The organism is Flavobacterium tistrianum, from assembly GCF_003254545.1.
GTDB lineage: Bacteria > Bacteroidota > Bacteroidia > Flavobacteriales > Flavobacteriaceae > Flavobacterium > Flavobacterium tistrianum.
The window spans coordinates 389,211-412,976 of record NZ_QJRH01000071.1; the positions used below are offsets into that span (position 1 = coordinate 389,211).

The window sequence follows — 23,766 nt, forward strand, 5'->3', positions numbered from 1 at the left end:
ATTAAAAATATTAGTCTGTAAAAATAAACAATTGGGTTTTAAAAAACGATTCAGTTCTTGAAAATTAATTTTGTTTGACCATACAAGTCATATAAGTCCATTTTAGTAGAGACGTATCGCAGCGCGTCTTCCTGATAAATAAATTAATGCTGGAAAACGATTAAAGATTTAAATGAATTTGTAGAACTCATATGTTGAAAAAGCAGCAAAAGTTAATATCAAGTTAAAAATAATTTATTCAGGGATTTCTTCATTTTCTCTTCATGTTACGAAGGTAATTTTGATCTGTAAAATAAAAGGTATTAATTCTTAAATCTTAGAAATCATGAGAAATTTATTAATGTTACTAGTGGCAGTTTTAGGAACAAGTGCAATGGTTCACGCATTCCCTGCAAAAGATGGAAAAACAGCTCCAGCAAAAGAAGTAAAAGCAACCAAACATCCTAAAAAAAGTAAAACAGACAAAAAAACAAAATCAGTGAAAAGTGAAGCGCCAAAAACAGAAGCAGCTAAACCAGAAACTGCAAAAATGAAAAAATAACAAATAATCAAAAAAAATAAAAAGTTATGAAAAATTTATTTATTGTATTGGCAGCAGTTTTAGGAACAAGTGTAATGGTAAGCGCTCAAACAACTCCAGCCCAAGCAGCACCGACAAAAGAAGTAAAAGCTACAAAACATCATCACAAAGGAAATAAAAAAGCAAAAGCTGATGCTACAAAAGAAGAAGTAGCGCCAGTAAAAAAATAAAAATTGCTCTCGTTTTGTTTTCGAAGCGTTGTAACGAAGGCAAAACAGGAATAATGATTATGAGAACGCGATTGAAGAAGCTGATGAAGAAATTTATCAGCTTTTTTCGTTAGTTAATTTTTTAATAATGTGCAGCAAAATTTTCGATAATTGATTAATTTTAGTTGTGCTTAAATGCTTTGTTTATGAATGTTTTAATTGTTGAGGATAATAAAGAGCTTGCTGTAGAAGTTTATGACTTTTTGTGTAACGCAGGTTATATCTGTAAAATTGCAAATAACTGTGCCGATGCTTTGGAAGAATTTGGAAGCAATGATTATGATGCTATGCTGTTGGATCTTGGTTTGCCTGATGGAGATGGTTTTGAGGTTTTGCAGGCCATTCGAAAAACAAAATCAAAGATTGCTGTAATTGTGCTTACAGCGCGCGGAGAATTGGACGATAGAATTAACGGGCTTCATCTTGGAGCTGATGATTATCTCACAAAACCTTTTGCTTTGACAGAATTGGCGGCGAGATTGTTTGCTGTAATTCGTAGAATTCATGGTTTTACTTTAAACAATTTAAGTATTCATGGTTTTTTATTGCAACTTCAAGATTATAAAGTGAGCTTTGATGAAATCCCCTTAAGCCTCACTAAAAAAGAATTTGATATTTTTCAGTATTTAGTTCTCAACAAAAATCGTGTTATCACTAGACTGCAATTGACTGAGCATATTTGGGGCGATATCCTGGAAGTCAATTCAGATTCTAACTTTATAGATGTTCATGTTCGAAATCTTCGAAAAAAATTAGACAAACATACTTCGATAGATTGGTTTGAAACTGTTCGAAATGTGGGTTATCGTATAAACGAATAAATTCATTTCTTGTGAAAATAAAACATCAATTAGCTATTTTTAATGCCATGACCAGATTGCTGGTCATTTTGGTTTTATGGTTGATGCTTCCTATTTTGGTAGAAAATGTGGTATATCATCATATTAATAATACACTGCTTGAGAAAAAGAAGAAATTTATTGAGCACCTGAATAGAGAAGAAATTAATGATTTTATCGAAAACCCAGACGATTCGACCGATACTTTTTCTGAGTTTTCAACGCTTCATAGTGAGTTTTTGGTGCTGTCTAGAGTTTCTATAAAACCACATCAGAAAAAAACAACATTTAGCAATGAATATCGAAAAATAGAAGGGGAAGAAAGCGAGTATCGAATCCTGCAGCATCATTTTACGTATGATGGCGAAGATTATCAGCTTGAAATAGGAAGCAGTTTGAGCGAGGTTAACGATTTGACTTTTGTCATAAAGCTTTTTATTATAATCGTTTTTGTGATAATTCTCCTGATTACTTTTTTGGCAGACACTTTTTATATTGAATACCTCCTAAAACCATTTTATAAAATTATTGATACCAAAATTAGACGTGTAAACGAACCAGAAACATTTGATCACACTCCGATAAAAGCAACTTCAAGAGACTTTAGGGAATTGGACTTTGTTTTGAACCAAATGATGGATCGAATTAGTGAAGTTTTTAAAAAGGAAAAACAGTTTATCTCCAATGTTTCACATGAACTTCTTACGCCGATTGCACTGCTCAAAAACAAACTCGAAAATTTATTGCAGAATCAGTCTTTAGATGATAATGCTGTTGATAAAATTGCAGGCTCTCTAAAAACGCTAGATATGCTAAAAAAAATCATCAATAATTTATTGCTGATTTCTAGAATAGATAATAATCAATATGAATTGAATGAGGAGATTAATCTTCGAGAAATTGTTTCTGATCTGCAAGAAGACCTTCAAGATCGAATTGAGGATAAAGATATTCAGTTTATGAACGAAATAGAAAGTGATTTTGTTTTTGTAGGAAATAAAACCTTAGTTCATATTCTTATTTATAATCTTGTAACTAATGCCATTAAATACAATAAACCTAAAGGAGGCATAATTATAGAAGATGGTTTTGCCGATGAACACTATTTTATTTCGGTAAAAGATTCAGGAATAGGAATGGACGAATCGCAGTTGGAGAAAATATTCAGTCGTTTTGCTAGAATCAGTTCAGATCAGGAAGGGCAGGGGTTAGGACTTGCAATTGCGCAGAGCATTGCTTCTTTTCATCATATTCAAATCAAGGTAAAATCAATTTTAAATCAAGGAACTACATTTACTTTATTGTTTGAAAAAGCTAATTAAAAGTTAAAATTTCTTGTAGGACTTTATCTTCATTTCATCTTCATTTTACGATTCTATCTTTGACTCGTAAATAATAAATTAACAATCAATAAAAATTTAGAATCATGAAAAAATTAGCAATTTTAGCAGTAGCAGTTTTAGGAACATTTGCAATCGCAAACGCGCAAACAACTCCAGCACAAACAAAAGAAGTGAAAACTGAAAAACACGATAAAAAAGCAAACAAAAAAGCTAAAGGAGACAAAAAAGCAGAAGCTCCAAAAACAGAAGCTCCAAAAGCAAAATAATATAAGATTTTAAGTCTTAAGATTAAATAGTTTTAAAGGTTGGTAGGTTAGAAGCTGAGAGAGTCATCTTTCAGCTTTTTGGTTTTACAGCGTTAAATTTTTTATAATAAAAAGAAATAGAATTCTCATTCTTTGTTACTTTGTTTAAAACTATAAATTAAATGATCTTTCGTTTTATAATTCTATGTGCTCTTTTATTATTTATTGAGTTCTATTCATATCAGGCTTTTCGAACTTTAATCAAAACACGTTGGGTTTTGATTAGCTATCAAGTTATAAGTTTACTTGTCTTAGTCTTCATCATTTATTCTTTTTCGCAAGTAGACCGCTCTGTTGGTCAGACTAGACAATTTGTGTTTACAACAGGTTTGATGCTGACAGTGTATGTGCCTAAAATTGTGCTTACACTAATAATGTTCAGTGAAGATATTTTTAGAATCGGAGCCAGTATCGTAAATTATTTTATTTACAATACTCCACGAAAAGAAATGATGCCTGATCGCAGAAAGTTTGTGAGTCAGATTGCATTAGGTCTTGCAGCAATTCCTTTTCTTTCTATTATTTACGGAATTTTTGAAGGGAAATATAATTTCAAAGTAATCAAACAAACCATATTTTTTCCAGATCTTCCAGATGCTTTTGATGGGTTTAAAATCACACAGATTTCTGATGTTCATAGCGGAAGTTTTGATAATCCAGAAAAAATAAATTACGCTATTGATCTGATCAACGCGCAAGAATCAGACTTGATTTTGTTTACGGGTGATATTGTAAATACACATGCTAAAGAAATGCATCCTTGGCTGGAAACTTTTAGTCGTATTAAAGATTATAAATATGGGAAGTTTGCAGTTTTAGGAAATCACGATTACGGCGAATATGTGACTTGGCCTTCTGAAAAAGAAAAAGACGAAAACTTTAAGGCTATTAAAAATTTGTATGGTCAAATTGGCTTTAAATTAATGCTGAACGAACATACTTATATTCAAAAAGGCGATGATAAAATTGCTCTTATTGGTGTAGAAAACTGGGGAGTGAATTTTAAGAAAGCTGGTGATTTAAACAAAGCTTCTGAAAATGTGCATCAGGATGATTTTAAAATTCTAATGAGTCACGACCCGAGCCATTGGGATGCCGAAATTAAAGATCACCCAAAGAATTTTCATTTGACATTTGCAGGTCACACACATGGTATGCAGTTCGGAATTGAAATTCCGGGTTATTTTAAATGGAGTCTAGCACAATACATTTACAAACAATGGGCTGGATTGTACGAAAACGTCGGAAGATACGTTTATGTTAACCGCGGATTTGGTTTTCATGCTTATCCAGGACGAGTTGGAATTATGCCAGAAATAACAGTAATTGAACTAAAAAAAGGCCGTAATGTCGGTTAATTCGTTAAAAATGCTACATTTGTATAATATTTATTTCTTTTAAGAGATTTAAAAAACTTAATTTTTGGTTTTATGTCAAAATTTGGAGAACTAATAAATGCCCAAGTTCCAGTGTTAATTGATTTTTACACAGATTGGAATGAATCTTCAGTTTCTATGCATCCTGTTATTAAGGACGTAGCTGCTGCGCTTGGCGATAAAGCCAAAGTAATCAAAATTGATGTAGATAAAAATCAGGAACTAGCAGAAGCACTTCGTATAAAAGGACTTCCAACTTTAATGATTTACAAAGAAGGGCAAATGATCTGGAGGCAATCTGGAGAGCTTGATGCCAATACTATAATCGGAATTGTTCAGGAACAATTTAACGTCTAAATAACTTCTCTTTTGTTGATGTTATTTAGTGAATAATGTCAAACTTATATCCGTTTTCTTTTAAAAAATGAAGTGTTCGAGGCAAAGCAAATCTTAAATTTGGCGAAGCTTTAATACTGTCATGGAAAACAATTACGCTACCAGATTTTACATTTTTGGTAACATTTTCAAGACACTTTTCTGGAGTAATGCTTTGATCGAAATCGGCGCTTAAAACATCCCACATTACTATTTTATAGCCTAAACTTCTAAGAATTTTAGATTGCGCTTTTTTGATTTTTCCATAAGGAGGGCGAAACAATAAGCGGTGAGGAGCTTTTTCTTGCTCATCTAAAACAGCAGCACAGTTTTTTACATTTTCAATATATTCATTAGTATGGATTTTCCATCCATTCACATGATTCATGGTGTGGTTGCCAATTGAATGTCCGTCGGTAATTAACTTTTCAAACAAAGCCAAGTTGGCTTTAATATTTTTTCCGATGCAGAAAAAAGTAGCTTTTGCATCAAATTTTTTTAATTCAGATAAAACCCAATCCGTAATTTCTGGAGTTGGGCCATCATCAAAAGTCAGGTATATTTTCTTTTCGTTGTTAGGAATGTCCCAGCAATATTTAGAAAACACCTTTTTTATAAATGCGTTAGTTTTTACCCAATAGAAGCTCATTTTGAATTAAAATTGTATTAGTATGTATAAAATTAAAAAATGCAGCGCTATTTATCAAACAGCGCTGCATTTTTTTAATAAGTAAGATTTTCGTATATTATTTATTCTTTTTCACGTCCAAAACGCTCAAAAACATTCACGTAAGTATTAAATGTTGTTTTGTGCTGGTTGTAAAAAGCAGTGTCTTTATTATCGTCCATTACATGCAGCAAACTTCTGTAACGCTCAATATCTGTAATAATGTCTACAGCCAAATCAGTTTGGTCAGAAGGAGTCAATGTACTATAATAGTTTAAGTTCTCTTTATATTTCTGAACCAATTTGTTTAAAAGATCTTGCGCTTTGGCTTTTTCGCCAACTTTATAGTAGCCATCAGTAAAAGCCTCAACCAATGAATAATAACCATATTGGTCTAAAGGCATTTTGGTCATTGCTAAATTGATTACATTTTTAGCCTTGTCAATTTTACCTTCAGCAATAAGCTGGTTCATTAATCTTGAAAGATTAGTGCGGTAGGTAATACTATTTCTTCTAGTTTCAGGGTCATGATAAATGTTTCCATTGCTATTGCCCCAATCCCATTTCATTACAATATCGTACATTTTATCTGCATCAATTTGTCCCATATCTAATGGTCCGCCATCTTTAGAAGGAGTATTTTTTATTGGAACCAATTTATACACCATTCCGTCCAATTGCAGATAATCTTTTAACCATAAATAGTCTTCGTCATCAAAAGCTCCGCCGCTAAAGTAAATAGGTCTCTTCCAGTTGTTATTTGCTAAGATATCAAGCATCATTAAACGATTTTTGTATAATGCGCTTCCTTTGATGTCAATATCTAAGTAAGGAACAATAGAATCGTAATACTTAGGGTTCACTACTTTATTTTGGATAATAGTGTTTTTGTCTACATTTACTCTAATCTTGTTTGTTGGGTAAAAATGGATAGTTTGTCCATTTTGCAATCCAACAGTCGATTTAGGGTTTTTGATAAAATCGATAAAATCTTTAATATTCCAACGTGTATCAATCTTCTGAATATAAGCTGTGTAATCTAAATTATCCCCTACATATTGGCTATGTACAAAAGAAATAGGCAACGGATTTGATTCATAAGACTTCGCTTTCATTTGATCAATGTACCAGTCTGTCATGAATAAACTTGTGTTTACAATCTTGACATCGGTTCTAAAATGCTCAATTTCCTGCGCATACCAAAGAGGGAAGGTGTCGTTATCTCCAATGGTAAATAAAATAGCATTTTTATCGCAAGAACTTAAATAAGCTTTTGCCATTGCAACTGCAGTATATCTTCCAGATCTATCGTGATCATCCCAGTTTTGAGAAGCCATTAAAACAGGCGCAGCCAACAAACTTCCGGCAATAATTACTGGTCCGGCAATTTTTGGAGCCAAATATTTGTACAAACTTTCATAGAGTGAGTAAACACCAAACCCGATCCAGATGGCAAAGACATAGAAGGAACCTACAAGAGCATAATCTCTTTCGCGAGGCTCAAAAGGTCTTTCATTTAAATATATTTTTAGTGCAATTCCTGTAAATAAAAATAAAGCCAAAAGCACGTAGAAGCTCTTCAAGTCTTTATTTGCATGGTACATGATACCAATTAATCCTAAAATAAAAGGAAGGAAATAATAAGCATTACGACCTTTGTTGTTTAAAACATCTGTTGGCAGATTGTCTTGAGAACCTAAATGAACAGAATCCAAAGCTTTGATGCCGCTGATCCAGTTTCCGTCTAGATTATCGTATTTACCTTGCTGATCATTTTGTCGTCCAACAAAATTCCACATCAAATATCTCCAGTACATATATCCAAATTGATATTCAAACATAAAACTGAAATTGTCTGCTGTTGTTGGTTTTTCAATAAGTAGATATTCGCCGTAACTTCTTAAGAATTTTACGTAACCTTCATTGTCAATTTGTTTTTGAGCGTAAGCTTTTCTAAACTCAGAAACTGTTTTTTCAACTTCGTTACGTAATTGAGCTGTAGCTTTATTGTATTCATCTTCACTTAATTGGCTAGCGTCGATTCCGTATTTTGCCAAATCTTCATCATAATTATAATTAGGATTGATTCGGAATTTTGGAGGATTTGTAAAGTTGATATAGTTTTGAATGTGACCCGTTTCTGTACTCCACATTCTTGGCAGAATTGCTTTCTGGTTGTCATCAGAATTTTGTTCTGCATTTTTATAATTATTGGTAATAATATATTTACCTGTTTTGTAGTCTCTTTCGTAGTTTGGTTTTTTGTCTAAATAAGGCGTTTTAGCATCAAGACCAGCAAAAAGTTCAGTGTATTGAGGCCCATAAAACAGAGGATTCACTCCGTATTGCTCACGATTATAATAAGCTAAAACCTCAGTAGCATCTGATGGTTTGTTTTCGTTGATAACTGTATTAGCGTTTGCACGAACAGGAAGCATTAGCCAAGTTGAGAAACCAATCAGGATGAATAAGATACACAATATAATAGTGTTGTAGAATATTAAGCCTTTTTGTCTAGTGTATTTTAATCCAAAATAGAAAAAGGCAACAAATAATAATGCTACAAAGATAGTTCCTGAGTTGAAAGGAAGTCCCATGCTGTTTACCATGAAAATCTCGGTTTTTCCGAAAAATGCCATAGTTAATGGAAGCAATAATTTGAAAATGAATAATAAAATTCCAATAACAACTACATTGGCAATAAGAAAGTTTTTGATAGTAACTTTTTCGTAGTGTTTAAAGTAGTATAAGAATCCAATAGAAGGAATAGTCAAAAGAGCCATAAAGTGAACTCCAAACGAAAGACCTATAACCAATGAAATAATTAAAAGCCATTTATTTCCTTTTGGTTTATCCATGTCTTGTTCCCAACGTAAACCAAGCCAGAAAAGCAATGCAATTAATAAAGAAGCCATTGCATAAACTTCGGCTTCTACTGCGTTAAACCAAAAACTATCAGAAAATGTATAAGCCAAAGCGCCTACAAAAGAGCTTCCTAAAATTACAATCGAATTGTTTTGGTCGATCTCGGCAAAACGACCTACGATCTTTTTCAAAATCATAGATGATGACCAGAACATAAATAATATGGTAAATGCGCTAGAGAAAACAGACATCATGTTAACCATTAGAGCCACATGCTGAGCATCTATTGCAAACATGGCAAAAAATGCACCCATCATCTGGAAAAGTGGAGCTCCCGGTGGGTGACCAACTTCAAGTTTGGCTGCGGTAGCAATATATTCTCCGCAATCCCAAAAGCTCATTGTAGGTTCAACTGTTAATGTATAAGTTATTAAAGCGATTGCAAATGCAAACCAACCAATAATTGTATTCCATTTATTGAAATTGAATTGTGCCATATTTAGGTGTTAAAAATTTGAATGTTTTTCTATCCTACAAAGAAAATGTTTTTTTATGTAAAGAAACGAGCATTAACAAAAAATTCTATAAAACTATAAGTTTAAAGTAACGTGTTGTTTCTGAGAAGTTTTCGAAGTGGAAGTAGATTTCAATGTGAAAAAAATCAAAAAAAATGATTTTTTTTTGCTCAAAAAGTTTGCACAAACTAAATAAAGACTTAAATTTGCACTCGCTTTACAGCACTGCTGGTCTATGGTGTAATGGTAACACTACGGTTTTTGGTGCCGTCTTTCTAGGTTCGAGTCCTAGTAGACCAACAGAAAAGTCTCTCAGAAATGAGAGACTTTTTTTTTTATTTAAAAAAGTTTCAATTAAAATTTGCATAAATTAAATAAAGTTTTAATTTTGCACCCGCTTAACCGCACTGCTGGTCTATGGTGTAATGGTAACACTACGGTTTTTGGTGCCGTCTTTCTAGGTTCGAGTCCTAGTAGACCAACAGAAAAGCCTCTCAGAAATGGGAGGCTTTTTTTATGCTTTGAATTATAGGTTTTTTAACGCAAAGTACGCTAAGGTATTCGCAAAGTGCGCTAAGTCTTTTTTAAGAATGCTGAGTTCGCAAAGCTTTGTCGGTGAGATTTTCCGAGTTTTATTTTAACATAGCCCGTGGTTTCAACCACGGGGAGCTTATTGTGAAAGACGTATTCTGGGAGGTATATTGTAGAACGTCTATTTATGATTTAAAGAAGAAGGAACAATTCCGAATTTCTTTTTAAAGGAAAATGAAAAATGCGAAAGATCTTCAAAACCAACACCGATATATACTTCTGAAGGCGGATTTCCTTGGCTGATTAAATAATATGCTTCTTGAAGTCTTTTGTTTAAAAGCCATTTTCCGGGTGTTTCTTGAAATACTTTTTGAAAATCTCTTTTAAAGGTGGCGAGACTTCTTCCTGTAAGATAGGCGAATCGCTGCATTTGAACGTTGAAGTGAAAATTCTTATTCATAAAAGCTTCTAAGTCGATTTTGCCAGGTTCATTAAAATTAAATAATATGTCTTTTAATTCTGGATTTACTTTTAATAAAAGGTGAATGGCTTCCTTGATTTTTAAATTGAATAAAGCCTCGTTATTTTCTTCTTCAACTTCAAGATAAGATAGCAGGGATTCCATGAAAGACTTGTAGAGTGGGTTTGGAGCCAATGAAAACATAGCGTTTGAATCTGCTTTTTTGTCGGCTTTCAAATTATATTCTTTGCTGATTTCTTTTAAAATTTCTTGATCTAGAAAAAGAGAAATGGTTTTAAATTCTCCTTCTTCTGGTGGGATCTTGGTGAATTTTGCCAAATGATTTCTTCTGCTAAAGCGAAAATCTCCTGCTTTTGAATGAAAAGTGTTTTTGCTGTCTGAAGCGATCATTTCTCCAGAAATCTGATAGCTGAAAACATGTTCAGGAATAAAATGCTCGCCTTCTCGACTGCGTGAATAATAGCACGAGTAAAGAATCTTGGGCTTTGTATTTGGTTTTGTACTCATATTGTAAAAATACTAAAAGATCTGGAAATCTTTATGTGTAAAGATTTCCAGATTGATGAAGATTATTTTGGTTGAATCAATGCTCTTGGTTCTAAATAAGCTTCAAGGCCAATTGTTCCAAATTCGCGTCCGATTCCAGATTGTTTAAATCCGCCAAAAGGAGCCATTGGGTCGTGACCGATTCCGTTAACTTGTACGCGACCTGCATTAATTTGTGAAGCTACGTTATAGGCTCTTTTTGAATCTGATGAACTTACGTAAGCTTGCAGTCCATAAGTGGTGTCATTTGCAATTTCAATGGCTTCTTCTTCTGTTTTATAAGTGATGACAGATAGAACAGGGCCAAATATTTCTTCTCTAGCAATGCGCATCTGATTGTTAACGTTGATGAAAACAGTTGGTTTTACGAAATTTCCGTTTTCTAATCCTTCTGGTTTTCCTAATCCGCCAATTAATATTTCTGCGCCTTCATTGATTCCGATCTGAATATAATCTTGAACGCGATTAAATTGTTTTTCGCTAACCATTGGTCCGACTGCGGTATTTGGATTTTTTGGGTCGCCAACAATGAAGTTTGGAATCGTTTCTTTGATAAGGAATTTTACTTCGTCTAATTTGTTTTCTGGAATTAATAATCTAGTTCCTGCAATGCAGGCTTGTCCGCTATTCATAAATGCTGCGCCAATGGCAAGCGGGATGGCTTTTGAAAAATCGGCATCGTTTAGGATAATGTTTGGAGATTTTCCGCCAAGTTCTAGCGTAACGCGTTTCATGGTGTTGACTGCTTCTTTGGCAATGATCTTCCCGACATTTGTCGAGCCAGTAAAAGATATTTTTGCAATATCTGGATTTCGGCTTATTTCGGCGCCAACAACTTCTCCTAATCCGTTTACGATATTAACTATGCCTTTTGGAAGTTGCGCGTCATGTAAGCATTCCATCATCAACTGCGTTTGCTGTGCGCTCATCTCGCTTGGCTTGATTACGGTTGTACATCCTGCAACAATTGCTGTAGATAGTTTGCTGCAAATAAAACCGTTGCTTGAGTTCCAAGGAATAATAATTCCGACAACTCCAATTGGCGCCATTTGAACTTCAGATTGCCCCATTGTTTTGATGAAATCATAGCTGTTTAATAAATTAATTGCTGAATCAAATCCTTTTATCATGTATTCGTAACTTACAGATGCAAATTGAAACGTTCCTCCGTATTCTTCGGTCATTATATTAATAAAGTCGCTTTTTCTTTTTTCAACAGAAGATTTGATGTTTTTAAGATATTGAATTCTTTCTGAAGGTGTTGTTTTAGAAAAAGTTTTAAAAGCATTTTTAGCGGCTTCAATTGCTTTTTGAGTGTCTTTGGTGTTGCCTAAACGGACTTTTCCTAATTTTTCGTTTGTTGTAGGGCTAATTAAATCAAAATACTCAGTCCCGTTTGGAGTGACAAATTCTCCATTGATGTAAATTTTGTCTATTGTTTTCATTTTTTAGTTTTTAATGAATTTCTATTTGACAAATTTCTGCATTATATACGCTGGCGGTTTTGTTGTGAAGCTCAGTTATGCTTTGTTGAGAAGCTCATTTTTTTGTATAAAAAAAGCTTCTCGTTGGAGAAGCTTCAAGAAGAGAAAATAATTATGTTAGATTTTTAATGTTATAACGGGTTTGATGGCATGATTGACCAAACCTTCGCTAATGCTTCCGTTAAAGAAGTGTGCAAAGCCTGTTCTGCCGTGTGTGCACATTCCGATAACATCGGCGTCTATTCTGTTGGAGAAATTTATAATTCCTTTTTCAATATTGGTGTCATTGTAAATTTGTGTGGTGTAATTGGAGATGTCAAATTTCTCTACAAAATCATTCATTGCTTTTTCGCTTACGTGAGTTGGTTTGAAGCTGTTGGGTGTGCAAATAGTGACTAAGTGCAGTTTTGAATCAAATAGTTTGGTGAAACTTAAAAGCTTTTCAAATGGTTTTTTTGCTTCGTCTGAAAAGTCAGAAGCAAAAACAATATTGGCTGCATTAAAATTTGGAATATTTTTCTTGATGACTAAAACAGGAATTTCAGAGTTTCTGACTACTTTTTCTGTATTTGAGCCTATTAGGAGTTCTTCAACGCCAGAAGATCCATGCGATCCCATGACAATTAGATCAATGTCGTAATCTTTGCTAATTTGAGTGATACCGTGTATAGGTTTGTCCATCTTTACAATTTCAGTTACCGGGATTCCTTCTAGGTAATTTCTAGAGGCAACTTCGTCTAGTGTTTCGTTTGCTTTCTTCATAAAAAGCATGGTTTCAGGAATGCTGGTTCCTCCCAATACTGCATCATTTGATTGCTGCGGCAATTCGAGCATATGAAGAAGAATGAGTTCAGAGTTGTTCTTTTTTGCGATTTGAGCGGCAACTTTTAAAGCGTCTTCTGCATGTTCTGAGAAGTCGGTAGGTACTAAAATTCGTTTCATGATTTTGAGGGTTAAAAATTATGAATAATTCGCGTTTTTAATGCTATATAAAGATAAGAAATTATTTTAGAGCAATCAATTATATTTGATTTATAAAAAAAACACTATATTTGCACTGTTATTTATTAAAATCTAAATAATGAGGGGACTAAGTGTCCCCTCTTTTTATAAAATTATGACATTTAAAGAAAAAGTAAACGGATTAATTACAGAAGCTCTTCTGGAAAAACCATCAGTCTTTTTGGTTGATTTGGCGGTTTCGGATTCTTTTAAAATTAGTGTTGGTTTAGACGGAGATAATGGAGTGGCGCTACAAGACTGTATTGACATTAGTCGTGCAATCGAAAATAATCTGGATCGTGAAGAGCAGGATTTTTCGCTTGAAGTAGCATCGGTTGGAGTAGGAACTCCTCTTAAAATGATAAGACAATACAAGAAAAATGTTGGTAGAACGTTGATTGTTACCACAAATACAGAAAAAATCGAAGCGGAATTAGTAGAAGCTAATGATGTTTTCATAATTTTGTCTTGGAAAGCAAGAGAACCGAAAAAAGTAGGAAAAGGAAAAGAAACAGTTCAAAAAGAGCAACAAATACCTTATACAGAAATTAAAGAGGCAGTTGTTACGGTAACATTTTAATTTTAATTAAAAAATTCGCATGGAAAATTTAGCATTAATCGATTCATTCTCAGAGTTTAAAGATAATAAACTTATTGATCGTGTAACGCTTATGGCAATTTTAGAGGACGTATTTAGAAATGCATTAAAGAAAAAATACGGTTCAGATGAAAATTTCGATATCATTATTAATCCTGATAAAGGCGATATGGAAATCTGGAGAAGAAGAGTAATTGTTGCTGATGAGGATCTTGATTTTGAAAATGAGGAAATTACATTGACTGAAGCAAGAAAGATTGAAGCGGATTTTGAAATTGGAGAAGAAGTTTCTGAAGAAGTAAAATTGATTGATTTAGGAAGAAGAGCTATCTTAGCGCTTCGTCAGAATCTTATATCTAAAATTCACGAACACGATAATACAAACTTATACAAACAGTTTAAAGATATTATCGGTGATATTTATACAGCTGAAGTACACCACGTACGTCCAAGAGTAGTGATCTTAGTTGATGATGAAGGAAACGAGATTGTGCTTCCAAAAGAAAAACAGATTCCATCAGATTTCTTCCGTAAAGGAGATAATGTTCGTGGAATTATTGAAAGCGTTGAATTAAAAGGAAACAAACCTCAGATTATTATGTCTAGAACTTCTGAGAAGTTCTTAGAAAAATTATTTGAGCAAGAAATCCCAGAGGTTTTCGACGGATTAATTACTGTGAAAAATGTAGTTCGTATTCCAGGTGAAAAAGCAAAAGTTGCGGTAGATTCTTATGATGATAGAATTGATCCAGTTGGAGCTTGTGTGGGAATGAAAGGTTCTCGTATTCACGGAATTGTTCGCGAATTAGGAAATGAAAATATTGATGTAATCAATTATACAAACAATATTCAATTATTTATTACAAGAGCTTTAAGCCCTGCTAAAGTTTCTTCTATCAAAATTGATGAAGATAACAAACGTGCTGAAGTATTCTTGAAATTAGAAGAGGTTTCTAAAGCAATTGGTAGAGGTGGTCACAATATCAAATTAGCAGGTCAATTGACAGGTTATGAGTTAGATGTTATTCGTGAAGGAGATGTTGCCGGTACTGTTGCAGATGAAGACGATGTTGAATTAACAGAGTTCTCAGATGAGATCGAAGAGTGGGTAATTGAAGAGTTTGCTAAAATCGGTTTAGATACTGCAAAAAGTATCTTGAAACACGATGTAGAAGATTTAGTAAGAAGAACAGATTTAGAAGAGGAAACTATTCTAGATGTTATGAAGATACTAAAAGAGGAGTTTGATAATTAAGCAGTAGCTTACATCTGCTCTAACAACACAACGAAAAAGGTAATAATAAAAAGGTTATATGTCTGAAGAGAGAGTAATAAGAATAAACAAGGTTTTAAGGGAATTAAATATTTCGTTAGAAAGAGCTGTAGATTATCTAAAAGATAAGGGAATTGCTATTGATGCAAATCCAAATGCAAAAATTTCTGATAGCGAATTTAATATCCTTCAAAGCCAATTTGCGGGCGATAAGGGGAACAAGGAGGCTTCTAAAGAGGTTGGAGAAGAAAAAAGAAAAGAAAAAGAAGCATTACGTGTAGAGCGTGAGAAAGAAATTGAAGACAAACGCAGACAAGAAGAAGAGCGTCTAAAACAGCAAGAAATAATTAAAGCAAGAGCAGTTGTTTCGGGACCTGTACAAGTTGGTAAAATTGACTTGAATCCAAAAAAACCTGCGATTACTCCTTCTGACGAAGCGGCTAAGGTTGAAGAACCAAAAGCTGTTGCTGCGCCTGTGCAGCCAGAAAAACCTGTTCAAAATGAAACAGTAAAATCTGAACCAGTTGTTTCAACTCCTGTTTCTGAAACTAAAAAAGAAGAACCTATTATTACTGAGAAAAAAGAAGTTAAAGCAGAATCTAAAGTTGCGCAGGAGCCAATTGTGTCTACTGATCCAACAACTTCAGAGGAGACTATTACTACTCAATATCAAAAGCTTACAGGAACAACTCTTACGGGTCAAACAATTGATTTATCTCAATTTAATAAACCTAAGAAAAAGAAAGAAGATCCTAAAGCTGCTCAGAATAAACCTGGAGCTCCTGGAGTTGGAAATAATAATAACGCAAATAAAAACAAGCGTAAAAGAATTGGTCCAAAACCAGGTACGCCTGGCGCACCAAAACCTGCTACAGGTAATGCGCCTGGAACACCAAATCCAAATAAGCCAGGCCAAAATAACAATGGTGGAGGTTTTAATGCTAATAGAAGCCAAAGACCTGGTTTTGTAAAAGGAAATCGCCCTGCAATTGTAGCTAAAGTTGAGCCTACTGAAGAAGAAGTAAAAAACCAAATTAGAGAAACTCTTGAAAAACTTCAAGGTAAAGGAGGGAAATCTAAGGCGGCAAAATATAGAAGAGATAAAAGAGAAACACACCGTCAGAAATCTGATGATGAGCAAAGAGCTCTTGATGAAGGAAGTAAAACTATTAAGGTTACGGAATTCGTTACTGTAGGTGAAATTGCAATCATGATGGATGTGCCGATTACTAAAGTAATTGGAACTTGTATGTCTCTTGGTATCATGGTTACTATGAACCAACGTCTAGATGCTGAAACATTAACTATCGTAGCAGATGAATTTGGTTATGATGTTGAATTCATTACAGTAGATATTGAAGAAGCTATCGAAGTTGTAGAGGATAGAGAAGAAGATTTAGTAACTAGAGCGCCAATTGTGACTGTAATGGGTCACGTTGACCACGGTAAAACATCTTTACTGGATTATATTCGTAAAGAAAATGTTATCGCTGGTGAGTCTGGAGGAATTACTCAGCACATTGGAGCGTATGGAGTTACTTTGGATAACGGACAAAAAATTGCATTCTTAGATACTCCGGGTCACGAGGCGTTTACAGCGATGCGTGCGCGTGGAGCTCAAGTTACCGATATTGCGATTATCGTAGTTGCGGCTGATGATGATATCATGCCACAAACAAAAGAGGCAATTTCTCACGCGCAAGCAGCGGGAGTGCCAATTATATTTGCAATCAATAAAATTGATAAACCAAACGCTAACGTTGATAAAATTAAAGAACGTTTGGCTGGTATGAATTTACTTGTTGAAGATTGGGGTGGGAAAATTCAGTCACATGATATTTCTGCTAAAGTCGGAACGGGAGTTAAAGAATTATTGGAGAAAGTTTTATTAGAAGCAGAGATTTTAGATCTTAAAGCAAATCCAAATAAAGCAGCTCAAGGAACTGTTGTTGAGGCTTATTTAGATAAAGGAAAAGGATATGTTTCTACAATTTTAGTACAGCAAGGTACTTTAAAAATTGGAGATTATATGTTGGCTGGAAAACATCATGGTAAAGTGAAAGCGATGCATGATGAAAGAGGACATACAGTTTTATCTGCTGGTCCTTCAACTCCAGTATCAGTTTTAGGTTTAGACGGAGCACCAACTGCGGGTGATAAGTTTAATGTATTTGAAGACGAAAAAGAAGCAAAACAAATTGCATCTAAACGTTCTCAATTAATGCGTGAGCAGTCTGTTCGTACTCAAAGACATATTACGCTTGACGAAATTGGACGTCGTATTGCTCTTGGTCAGTTTAAAGAATTGAACGTAATTCTTAAAGGAGACGTGGATGGTTCTGTTGAAGCATTATCAGACTCGTTCTCTAAACTTTCTACAGAAGAAGTTCAAATCAATATTATCCATAAAGGTGTTGGTGCAATTACAGAAACCGACGTTAACTTGGCTTCTGCATCAGACGCAATCATCATCGGATTTAACGTTCGTCCTGCAGGAAATGCAAGACAGCTTGCTGATAAAGAAGAAATTGATATTCGTTACTATTCTATTATTTATGCGGCTATCGATGACTTGAAAGATGCAATGGAAGGAATGTTAGCGCCAGAGATGAAAGAAGAAGTTTTAGGTAATGCTGAAATTCGTGAGATTTTCAAAATTTCTAAAGTGGGTTCAATTGCTGGATGTATGGTAACTGATGGTAAAATCTTGAGAACTTCTAAAATTAGAGTTATTAGAGATGGTGTTGTAGTTCATACAGGTGAATTAGTTGCCTTGAAACGTTTCAAAGACGATGTCAAAGAAGTAACTAAAGGTTACGATTGTGGTATTCAAATTAAAGGATTTAATGATATTGAAATCAATGATGTTATTGAGGCTTATCACGAAGTAGCAATCAAAAAGAAATTGAAATAATATTCAATTAATATATTTAAAAGTCCCAATGTAAGTTGGGACTTTTTTTGTTTGATGCGAAAATTAAAGATGAAAAGTGCTGGTTTAGTATATTATTGTATTTTTATTTTATCTAGATTTTAATATTGTTAAAAAAATAACGAATATGAAAAAGAGTTTTTACTTGGTGATTTTATTTATGAGTTTTTCAGCTTTGTCTTTTGCTCAAGAAGCTGTAGAAAAACCTGCTCCACCTGCAGGAAATGCTCTAGTTGGTGATTATTATGGAGAAGATATTTCAAATGTTTCTGCGAGTAAGGCAATTTCAGTCGCAGAGCTAGGGGAGGATTTGAATAACGTGAACAAATTGGAACATGTTGCTGTAAAGGGAGAGGTTGTAGATGTATGTCCCAAAAGAGGGTGTTGGGTAAGCATTAAGGCGGAAAATGGGGTGTCTTTCTTTGTTAAAATGAAAGATTATGCTTTTTTTGTGCCGACTGCCTTAAAAGGTAAAAGTGTAGTGTTAGAAGGTGATGTAGAGAAAAAATCACATCTGTAGAAGAGTTGAAGCACTATGCGAAAGATGCTAAAAAGACAAAAGCGGAGATTGATGCTATTAAAGCACCGAAAGAAGAAATCCGTTTTTTAGCTAGCGGGATTAAAGTGGTGAATTAGATTGAAGGTTGTGGTTGATATGATTTTGGAAACTTAATTAATTTATTGTCGGATCGATATTATTTGATTATTGATAATTATTGACAAGATTGTCTGAGCTGTACAAGAAACAAAAAAAAAGCGAGATGAAAATCCCGCTTTTTTTTGTTTCTTATGAATTATTTACCTGGTTTAAGTAGGAAGACACTTTTGTATCTTTTCTTGATTTCTGCCAGATTTCTTTCGGCTTCTATTCTGGTTTTAAAATTCCCAACAATTACCTTGTAATTTGGAGTGCTAAAAATGATAGTTCCGTCTATGTCTGAATTTTCTCTTTTGAAATCCGATAACGTTTTTTTTGCCTCGTCACTTTTGCCGCTAAAGATTTGGATTCTATAAGTATCGTTTGTATTTATTGACGTGTTAATTTTGCGTTTCTCATTTAGCAATTGCTCAAATTTAGGATCTTGATTCAATGTTAAATTTTGGTCTTGCGCGTTAATATTGTGCGCGAAAGCAATCGTTGTAATTGTTAATAAAAGGCTTTTTGAAGGACTTAAAATTCTCATAATGTGATGGTTTTTATGCAAAAATACTATTTAAAGTTTGAGTGTAAAATTTTAATATTATTTAGAATTGATATAAATTGATAATTAAGACTATTTTAAGGTTTTGAGAATAGCTCATAAGTCGTATTTTTGTGCAAGTTTTAAAAGAGGGTATAGGTTTTTGCTGGATTTAGTACAGAAAAAATCATACCAAAAATTAGTAGACAATTATTTATACTATATGAAAAAGGTGGGTAACCATAATTCGATCTCAAGAAAATTACTGCTTGGCTTATCGCTAACGTTAATTTTCTCCCTAACTTCATTTGCTCAAGATGCTGCTGCTCCGGCGGCGCCTGAGGCTGCTGCGGCTGCTCCAGCTGCAGGAGGCGGTGATCCAGTAAAAGGGAAAGAACTTTTTAATGCAAATTGCGCTGCATGTCACAAATTAGATGCTAAATCAACTGGTCCTGCTTTAAGGGGAGTTGCTTCTAAGCATGATATGGCTTGGATTTACAAGTGGGTGCATAACAGTTCTGACATGATTAAGTCAGGTGATCCTGTTGCTGTTAAACTTTTTGAGGAAAATAACAAAGCTGTTATGACTTCGTTTCCTCAATTGTCTGAAGGAGATATTGATAATATTATAGCGTATACTTCTGAGCCTAAAGCTGAACCTGCTGCGGCTACAGGTGGTGCCGCAACTCCTCCTGGAACAAATGTTCAAGATGGCGCTATTTCAAATAACATTATTTTAGGGGCTCTTGCTCTTGTTATGGCTATTTTAGTTGTGATGTTGTTCATGGTAAACAAGGTTTTAACTAAAGTTGCAAATAAAAACGGTATTGAGGTTGCTCCAAAAGAAGAAAGGCTTCCAATCTGGAAAGCTTTCGCTAAAAATCAATTCTTGGTTCTAGTAACTGCAATCTTCTTGCTTTTGGCTAGTGGTTATTTTGTTTACGGATACTTGATGCAAGTAGGTGTAGATCAGAATTATGAGCCAATTCAGCCAATTCACTACTCTCACAAAATTCACGCTGGTGATAACGAAATCAATTGTAAATATTGCCACTCTGCTGCTCGTGTAAGTAAAACAGCTGGTATTCCTTCTTTAAATGTTTGTATGAACTGTCATAAAAACATTTCAGAGGTTGCTGAAACTACTGCTACTCCTGAGTACAGCAAAGCGTTCTACGATGCACAAATCCAAAAATTATATGATGCTGTTGGATGGGATAAGACTAAACAGGCTTATACTGGAAAAACAATGCCTGTAAAATGGGTTCGTATTCACAACTTGCCTGACTTCGTTTACTTCAATCACTCTCAACACGTTTCTGTTGCTGGTATTGAATGTCAAACTTGTCACGGACCAGTACAAGAATTTGAAATCATGAAGCAATACTCTAAATTAACAATGGGATGGTGTGTTGATTGCCATAGAAAAACTGATGTTAAGATGGAAGGTAATGCTTACTATGACAAAATTCATGCTGAGCTTTCTAAAAAATACGGTGTAGAGAAATTAACTGCAGCGCAAATGGGAGGTTTAGAGTGTGGTAAATGCCACTATTAATCGATTTATTAAGATTTTAATATATATATACAATGTCATCAAACAAAAAATACTGGAAAAGTGTTGAGGAGCTAGAAAATAGCTCTATTGTTGAGGCGCTTAGAAATAACGAATTTGTTGAAGAAATTCCAACTGATGAGTTTTTGGGTAATGCTGAGGCTTTATCTACATCAGGAACTTCACGTCGTGACTTTTTAAAGTACGTAGGGTTTAGTACGGCGGCTGTAACATTAGCTGCTTGCGAAGGTCCGGTTCACAAGTCTATCCCTTATGTATTACAACCAGAGCAAATCATCCCTGGTGTTGCAGATTATTATGCAACTACAGTTTTTGATGGATTTGATTTTGCTAATCTTTTGGTGAAAACTCGTGAGGGTCGTCCAATTAAAATTGAAAACAATACAATTGCTGGAGCTAAATTTTCTGCGAATGCTAGAATTCATGCATCTATATTAGGTCTGTATGATAGCGCTCGTTTAAAAGAGCCAAAAGTAGACGGTCAAAACTCTTCTTGGTCGGCTGTTGATTTGAAAATCAAATCAAGTTTAGCAGATGCTAAAGCTAAAGGTGGTCAAGTAGTATTATTAACTAATACTTTAGCAAGTCCATCTACAGAAAAATTAATTGCTGAGTTTATTGCTAAAAATCCAAATGCTAAGCACGTTGTGTATGACGCAGTTTCTTCATCTGAAGCATTAGATGCTTTTGAAGCTGTATACGGTCAAAGAGCTTTAGTAGATTACGATTTTTCAAAAGCTTCTTTAATTGTATCTGTTGGTGCTGATTTCTTAGGAGATTGGCAAGGTGGAGGATATGATACTGGATATGCACAAGGACGTATTCCACAAAACGGAAAAATGTCTCGTCACTTCCAATTTGAATCAAACATGACATTGTCTGGAGCTGCTGCTGATAAGCGTGTTCCAATGACTGTAGCTGCTCAAAAGCAAGCTTTAGTTCAAATTTATAATATTGTTGTAGGTGCTTCTATTCCTGTAGCTTTAGAAGGAAACTTTAAAACTGAAGTAGTAAAAGCTGCACAACAGCTTAAAGCTGCTGGTTCAAAAGGAGTTTTAGTATCTGGAATTGAAGATAAAAATGCTCAATTATTAGTTTTAGCTATCAATCAAGTATTGGCTAGTGAGGCTTTTAGTACTGCTGGAGCAAGACAAATTAGAAAGGGTTCTAATGCTGCAATTGCACAGTTAATTAAAGATTTGAACGCAGGAAGTGTTCATACTTTAATTATGAGCGGAGTTAACCCAGTTTACACTTTGGCTGATTCAGAAGCTTTTGTTTCAGGATTGAAAAAAGTTAAAACGTCTGTTGCTTTTTCATTAAAAGAAGACGAAACTGCATCAATTGTTTCAATTGCTGCACCAGCTCCTCACTATTTAGAGTCTTGGGGAGATCTTGAGCTTACAAGTGGAACTTACAGTTTAACTCAGCCTACAATCCGTCCTATTTTCAATACAAAACAATTTCAAGATGTTTTATTGTCAGTAAACGGTGTTGCTGGTACTTATTATGACTATTTAAAAGCAAATTCTGGAGCTTATACTGGAGGAGCTTCTTGGAACAAAGTATTACACGATGGTGTAGCTGTTCTTGGAACTTCAGCATTATCAGGAGGAGCTATTGATGCTGCTACTGCTGCAAATGCGGTTGCAAGATCTAAATCAGCTGGTGATTTTGAATTAGTTTTATATACTAAAACAGGATTAGGAGATGGACAGCACGCTAACAACCCTTGGTTGCAAGAGTTTCCAGATCCTATTACAAGAGTTTCTTGGGATAACTATGTTACAGTTTCTAATGCTGATGCTAAAAAACTTGGTTTATCAAATGAAATTGTTGCAAATGGAGGATTAAATGGTAGTTATGCTACTATTACTGTTGACGGAACTAAATTGGAAAATGTTCCAGTGATCGTTCAGCCAGGTCAAGCAGTTGGTACTTTAGGACTAGCTCTTGGTTACGGACGTAAAGCAGCTCTTAAAGAAGAAATGCAAGTAGGTTTAAATGCTTACGCTTTATATAAAGGTTTCAATAATGTTCAATCTGTATCTATAGCAAAAGCTGGAGGAGTACACGAGTTTGCTTGTGTTCAAGGTCAGAAAACTTTAATGGGTAGAGGAGATATTATTAAAGAAACTACTTTAGAAATATTCAATACTAAAGATGCTGAACATTGGAACGAAAAACCAATGGTATCTTTAGATCACCAAGAAGTTGAGGCTACTACTGTAGATCTTTGGGAATCATTTGATCGCACAACTGGTCACCACTTTAATCTTTCAATTGACTTAAATGCTTGTACTGGATGTGGAGCTTGCGTTATCGCTTGTCACGCTGAAAACAACGTTCCTGTTGTAGGTAAAGCAGAGGTAAGAAGAAGCCGTGATATGCACTGGTTACGTATCGATAGATACTACTCTTCTGAAAGTACTTTTGAAGGTGATAATGAAAGAAAAGAAGGAATTGCTGGTTTATCTAGTTCATTATCTACATTTAATGAAATGGAAAAAGCAGGAGATAATCCTCAAGTTGCATTCCAACCTGTAATGTGTCAACACTGTAACCACGCACCTTGTGAAACAGTTTGTCCTGTTGCTGCAACTTCTCACGGTCGCGAAGGCCAAAACCATATGGCTTACAACAGATGTGTTGGTACTCGTTACTGTGCAAACAACTGTCCATATAAAGTACGTCGTTTTAACTGGTTCTTATACAACAAAAACAGCGAGTTCGATTATCATATGAACGATGATTTAGGACGTATGGTTCTTAATCCAGACGTTAACGTACGTTCTCGTGGTGTTATGGAGAAATGTTCTATGTGTATCCAAATGACACAAGCGACTAAATTAAAAGCTAAAAACGAAGGCCGTCCAGTTAGAGATGGTGAATTCCAAACAGCTTGTTCTAGTGCTTGTTCTTCAGGAGCGATGATATTTGGTGATGTAAATGATAAAGAAAGTAAAGTTGCTAAATTAGCTGCTGACGAAAGATCATACCACTTATTAGAGCATGTAGGTACAAAACCTAATGTGGTTTACCATGTTAAAGTTAGAAATACTTAGTAAAATTATTAATTAAGAAACAA

General features: G+C 34.4%; 19 protein-coding genes and 2 tRNA genes. 15 read left to right on the top strand and 6 right to left on the bottom strand.

The annotated features are described in order from the left end of the window. Positions 1 to 325: 325 nt before the first annotated feature. From DMB71_RS16690 to DMB71_RS16720, 7 genes are all read left to right on the top strand, one after another. A complete protein-coding gene (locus DMB71_RS16690) occupies positions 326 to 541 on the top strand; it encodes a hypothetical protein (protein ID WP_111368007.1) in 216 nt (71 codons plus the stop codon). 26 nt (positions 542 to 567) lie between these two features. Continuing rightward, on the top strand, positions 568 to 750 hold the full coding sequence (locus DMB71_RS16695; RefSeq protein WP_111368008.1) for a hypothetical protein: 183 nt from the start codon (positions 568 to 570) through the stop codon (positions 748 to 750). A 185-nt stretch (positions 751 to 935) separates the two neighbouring features. Further along, the gene (locus tag DMB71_RS16700; RefSeq protein WP_111368010.1) at positions 936 to 1,610 is read left to right on the top strand and encodes a response regulator transcription factor; all 675 of its coding nucleotides are present in this window, start codon (positions 936 to 938) and stop codon (positions 1,608 to 1,610) included. An 11-nt stretch (positions 1,611 to 1,621) separates the two neighbouring features. Further along, positions 1,622 to 2,950 carry a sensor histidine kinase gene (locus tag DMB71_RS16705; RefSeq protein ID WP_239452993.1) on the top strand — a complete coding sequence of 443 codons (1,329 nt, stop codon included), beginning with the start codon at positions 1,622 to 1,624 and terminating at the stop codon, positions 2,948 to 2,950. A 104-nt stretch (positions 2,951 to 3,054) separates the two neighbouring features. Continuing rightward, on the top strand, positions 3,055 to 3,237 hold the full coding sequence (locus DMB71_RS16710) for a hypothetical protein (protein ID WP_111368011.1): 183 nt from the start codon (positions 3,055 to 3,057) through the stop codon (positions 3,235 to 3,237). Between the two features lie 161 nt (positions 3,238 to 3,398). Next, on the top strand, positions 3,399 to 4,634 hold the full coding sequence (locus DMB71_RS16715) for a metallophosphoesterase (protein ID WP_111368013.1): 1,236 nt from the start codon (positions 3,399 to 3,401) through the stop codon (positions 4,632 to 4,634). 72 nt (positions 4,635 to 4,706) lie between these two features. After that, on the top strand, positions 4,707 to 5,009 hold the full coding sequence (locus DMB71_RS16720; protein ID WP_008466807.1) for a thioredoxin family protein: 303 nt from the start codon (positions 4,707 to 4,709) through the stop codon (positions 5,007 to 5,009). Between the two features lie 25 nt (positions 5,010 to 5,034). On the opposite strand, the gene DMB71_RS16725 is transcribed toward DMB71_RS16720, so the two are convergent. Together DMB71_RS16725 and DMB71_RS16730 are read right to left on the bottom strand one after the other, a co-directional pair. Further along, positions 5,035 to 5,676 (bottom strand): polysaccharide deacetylase family protein, encoded by a 642-nt coding sequence (locus tag DMB71_RS16725; RefSeq protein ID WP_111368015.1) that lies wholly within the window; start codon positions 5,674 to 5,676, stop codon positions 5,035 to 5,037. Between the two features lie 101 nt (positions 5,677 to 5,777). Then, positions 5,778 to 9,056: a glycosyltransferase family 117 protein gene (locus tag DMB71_RS16730; protein ID WP_111368017.1), complete on the bottom strand. Its 3,279-nt coding sequence runs from the start codon at positions 9,054 to 9,056 to the stop codon at positions 5,778 to 5,780. 247 nt (positions 9,057 to 9,303) lie between these two features. Here DMB71_RS16730 and DMB71_RS16735 point away from each other — a divergent pair. Both DMB71_RS16735 and DMB71_RS16740 read left to right on the top strand, forming a co-directional pair. After that, positions 9,304 to 9,374, top strand: a tRNA-Gln gene (locus DMB71_RS16735). A gap of 111 nt (positions 9,375 to 9,485) precedes the next feature. Further along, positions 9,486 to 9,556: transfer RNA gene (locus tag DMB71_RS16740), tRNA-Gln, on the top strand. A gap of 230 nt (positions 9,557 to 9,786) precedes the next feature. Here DMB71_RS16740 and DMB71_RS16745 read toward each other — a convergent pair. From DMB71_RS16745 to DMB71_RS16755, 3 genes are all read right to left on the bottom strand, one after another. Next, on the bottom strand, positions 9,787 to 10,593 hold the full coding sequence (locus DMB71_RS16745; protein WP_111368019.1) for a helix-turn-helix domain-containing protein: 807 nt from the start codon (positions 10,591 to 10,593) through the stop codon (positions 9,787 to 9,789). A 62-nt stretch (positions 10,594 to 10,655) separates the two neighbouring features. Further along, positions 10,656 to 12,077 (bottom strand): aldehyde dehydrogenase family protein, encoded by a 1,422-nt coding sequence (locus tag DMB71_RS16750; RefSeq protein WP_111368020.1) that lies wholly within the window; start codon positions 12,075 to 12,077, stop codon positions 10,656 to 10,658. A gap of 156 nt (positions 12,078 to 12,233) precedes the next feature. Further along, positions 12,234 to 13,058 (bottom strand): universal stress protein, encoded by an 825-nt coding sequence (locus DMB71_RS16755; RefSeq protein ID WP_111368022.1) that lies wholly within the window; start codon positions 13,056 to 13,058, stop codon positions 12,234 to 12,236. Positions 13,059 to 13,233: 175 nt separating this feature from the next. Between DMB71_RS16755 and rimP the strand changes: the two genes are divergently transcribed. The 4 genes from rimP to DMB71_RS16775 all read left to right on the top strand — a co-directional run bounded on the left by rimP (position 13,234) and on the right by DMB71_RS16775 (position 18,441). After that, positions 13,234 to 13,698, top strand: coding sequence for a ribosome assembly cofactor RimP (gene rimP, locus DMB71_RS16760; protein ID WP_162536295.1), 465 nt, complete (start codon positions 13,234 to 13,236; stop codon positions 13,696 to 13,698). 19 nt (positions 13,699 to 13,717) lie between these two features. Further along, on the top strand, positions 13,718 to 14,971 hold the full coding sequence (nusA, locus tag DMB71_RS16765; protein ID WP_095927936.1) for a transcription termination factor NusA: 1,254 nt from the start codon (positions 13,718 to 13,720) through the stop codon (positions 14,969 to 14,971). A gap of 58 nt (positions 14,972 to 15,029) precedes the next feature. Then, complete coding sequence (gene infB, locus DMB71_RS16770) at positions 15,030 to 17,903, top strand: translation initiation factor IF-2 (protein WP_111368025.1); 2,874 nt, start codon at positions 15,030 to 15,032, stop codon at positions 17,901 to 17,903. A 145-nt stretch (positions 17,904 to 18,048) separates the two neighbouring features. Beyond that, positions 18,049 to 18,441 (top strand): DUF4920 domain-containing protein, encoded by a 393-nt coding sequence (locus DMB71_RS16775; protein WP_317048400.1) that lies wholly within the window; start codon positions 18,049 to 18,051, stop codon positions 18,439 to 18,441. 274 nt (positions 18,442 to 18,715) lie between these two features. Here the strand turns inward: DMB71_RS16775 and DMB71_RS16780 are convergent, their stop codons facing one another. Then, on the bottom strand, positions 18,716 to 19,105 hold the full coding sequence (locus DMB71_RS16780; protein WP_111368026.1) for an SPOR domain-containing protein: 390 nt from the start codon (positions 19,103 to 19,105) through the stop codon (positions 18,716 to 18,718). Between the two features lie 220 nt (positions 19,106 to 19,325). On the opposite strand from DMB71_RS16780, the gene DMB71_RS16785 reads away from it, so the two are divergent. Together DMB71_RS16785 and DMB71_RS16790 are read left to right on the top strand one after the other, a co-directional pair. Next, positions 19,326 to 20,660, top strand: a complete 1,335-nt coding sequence (locus DMB71_RS16785) for a c-type cytochrome (protein ID WP_111368072.1) — start codon at positions 19,326 to 19,328, stop codon at positions 20,658 to 20,660. 32 nt (positions 20,661 to 20,692) lie between these two features. After that, positions 20,693 to 23,743: a TAT-variant-translocated molybdopterin oxidoreductase gene (locus tag DMB71_RS16790; protein WP_111368027.1), complete on the top strand. Its 3,051-nt coding sequence runs from the start codon at positions 20,693 to 20,695 to the stop codon at positions 23,741 to 23,743. Positions 23,744 to 23,766 lie beyond the last annotated feature (23 nt).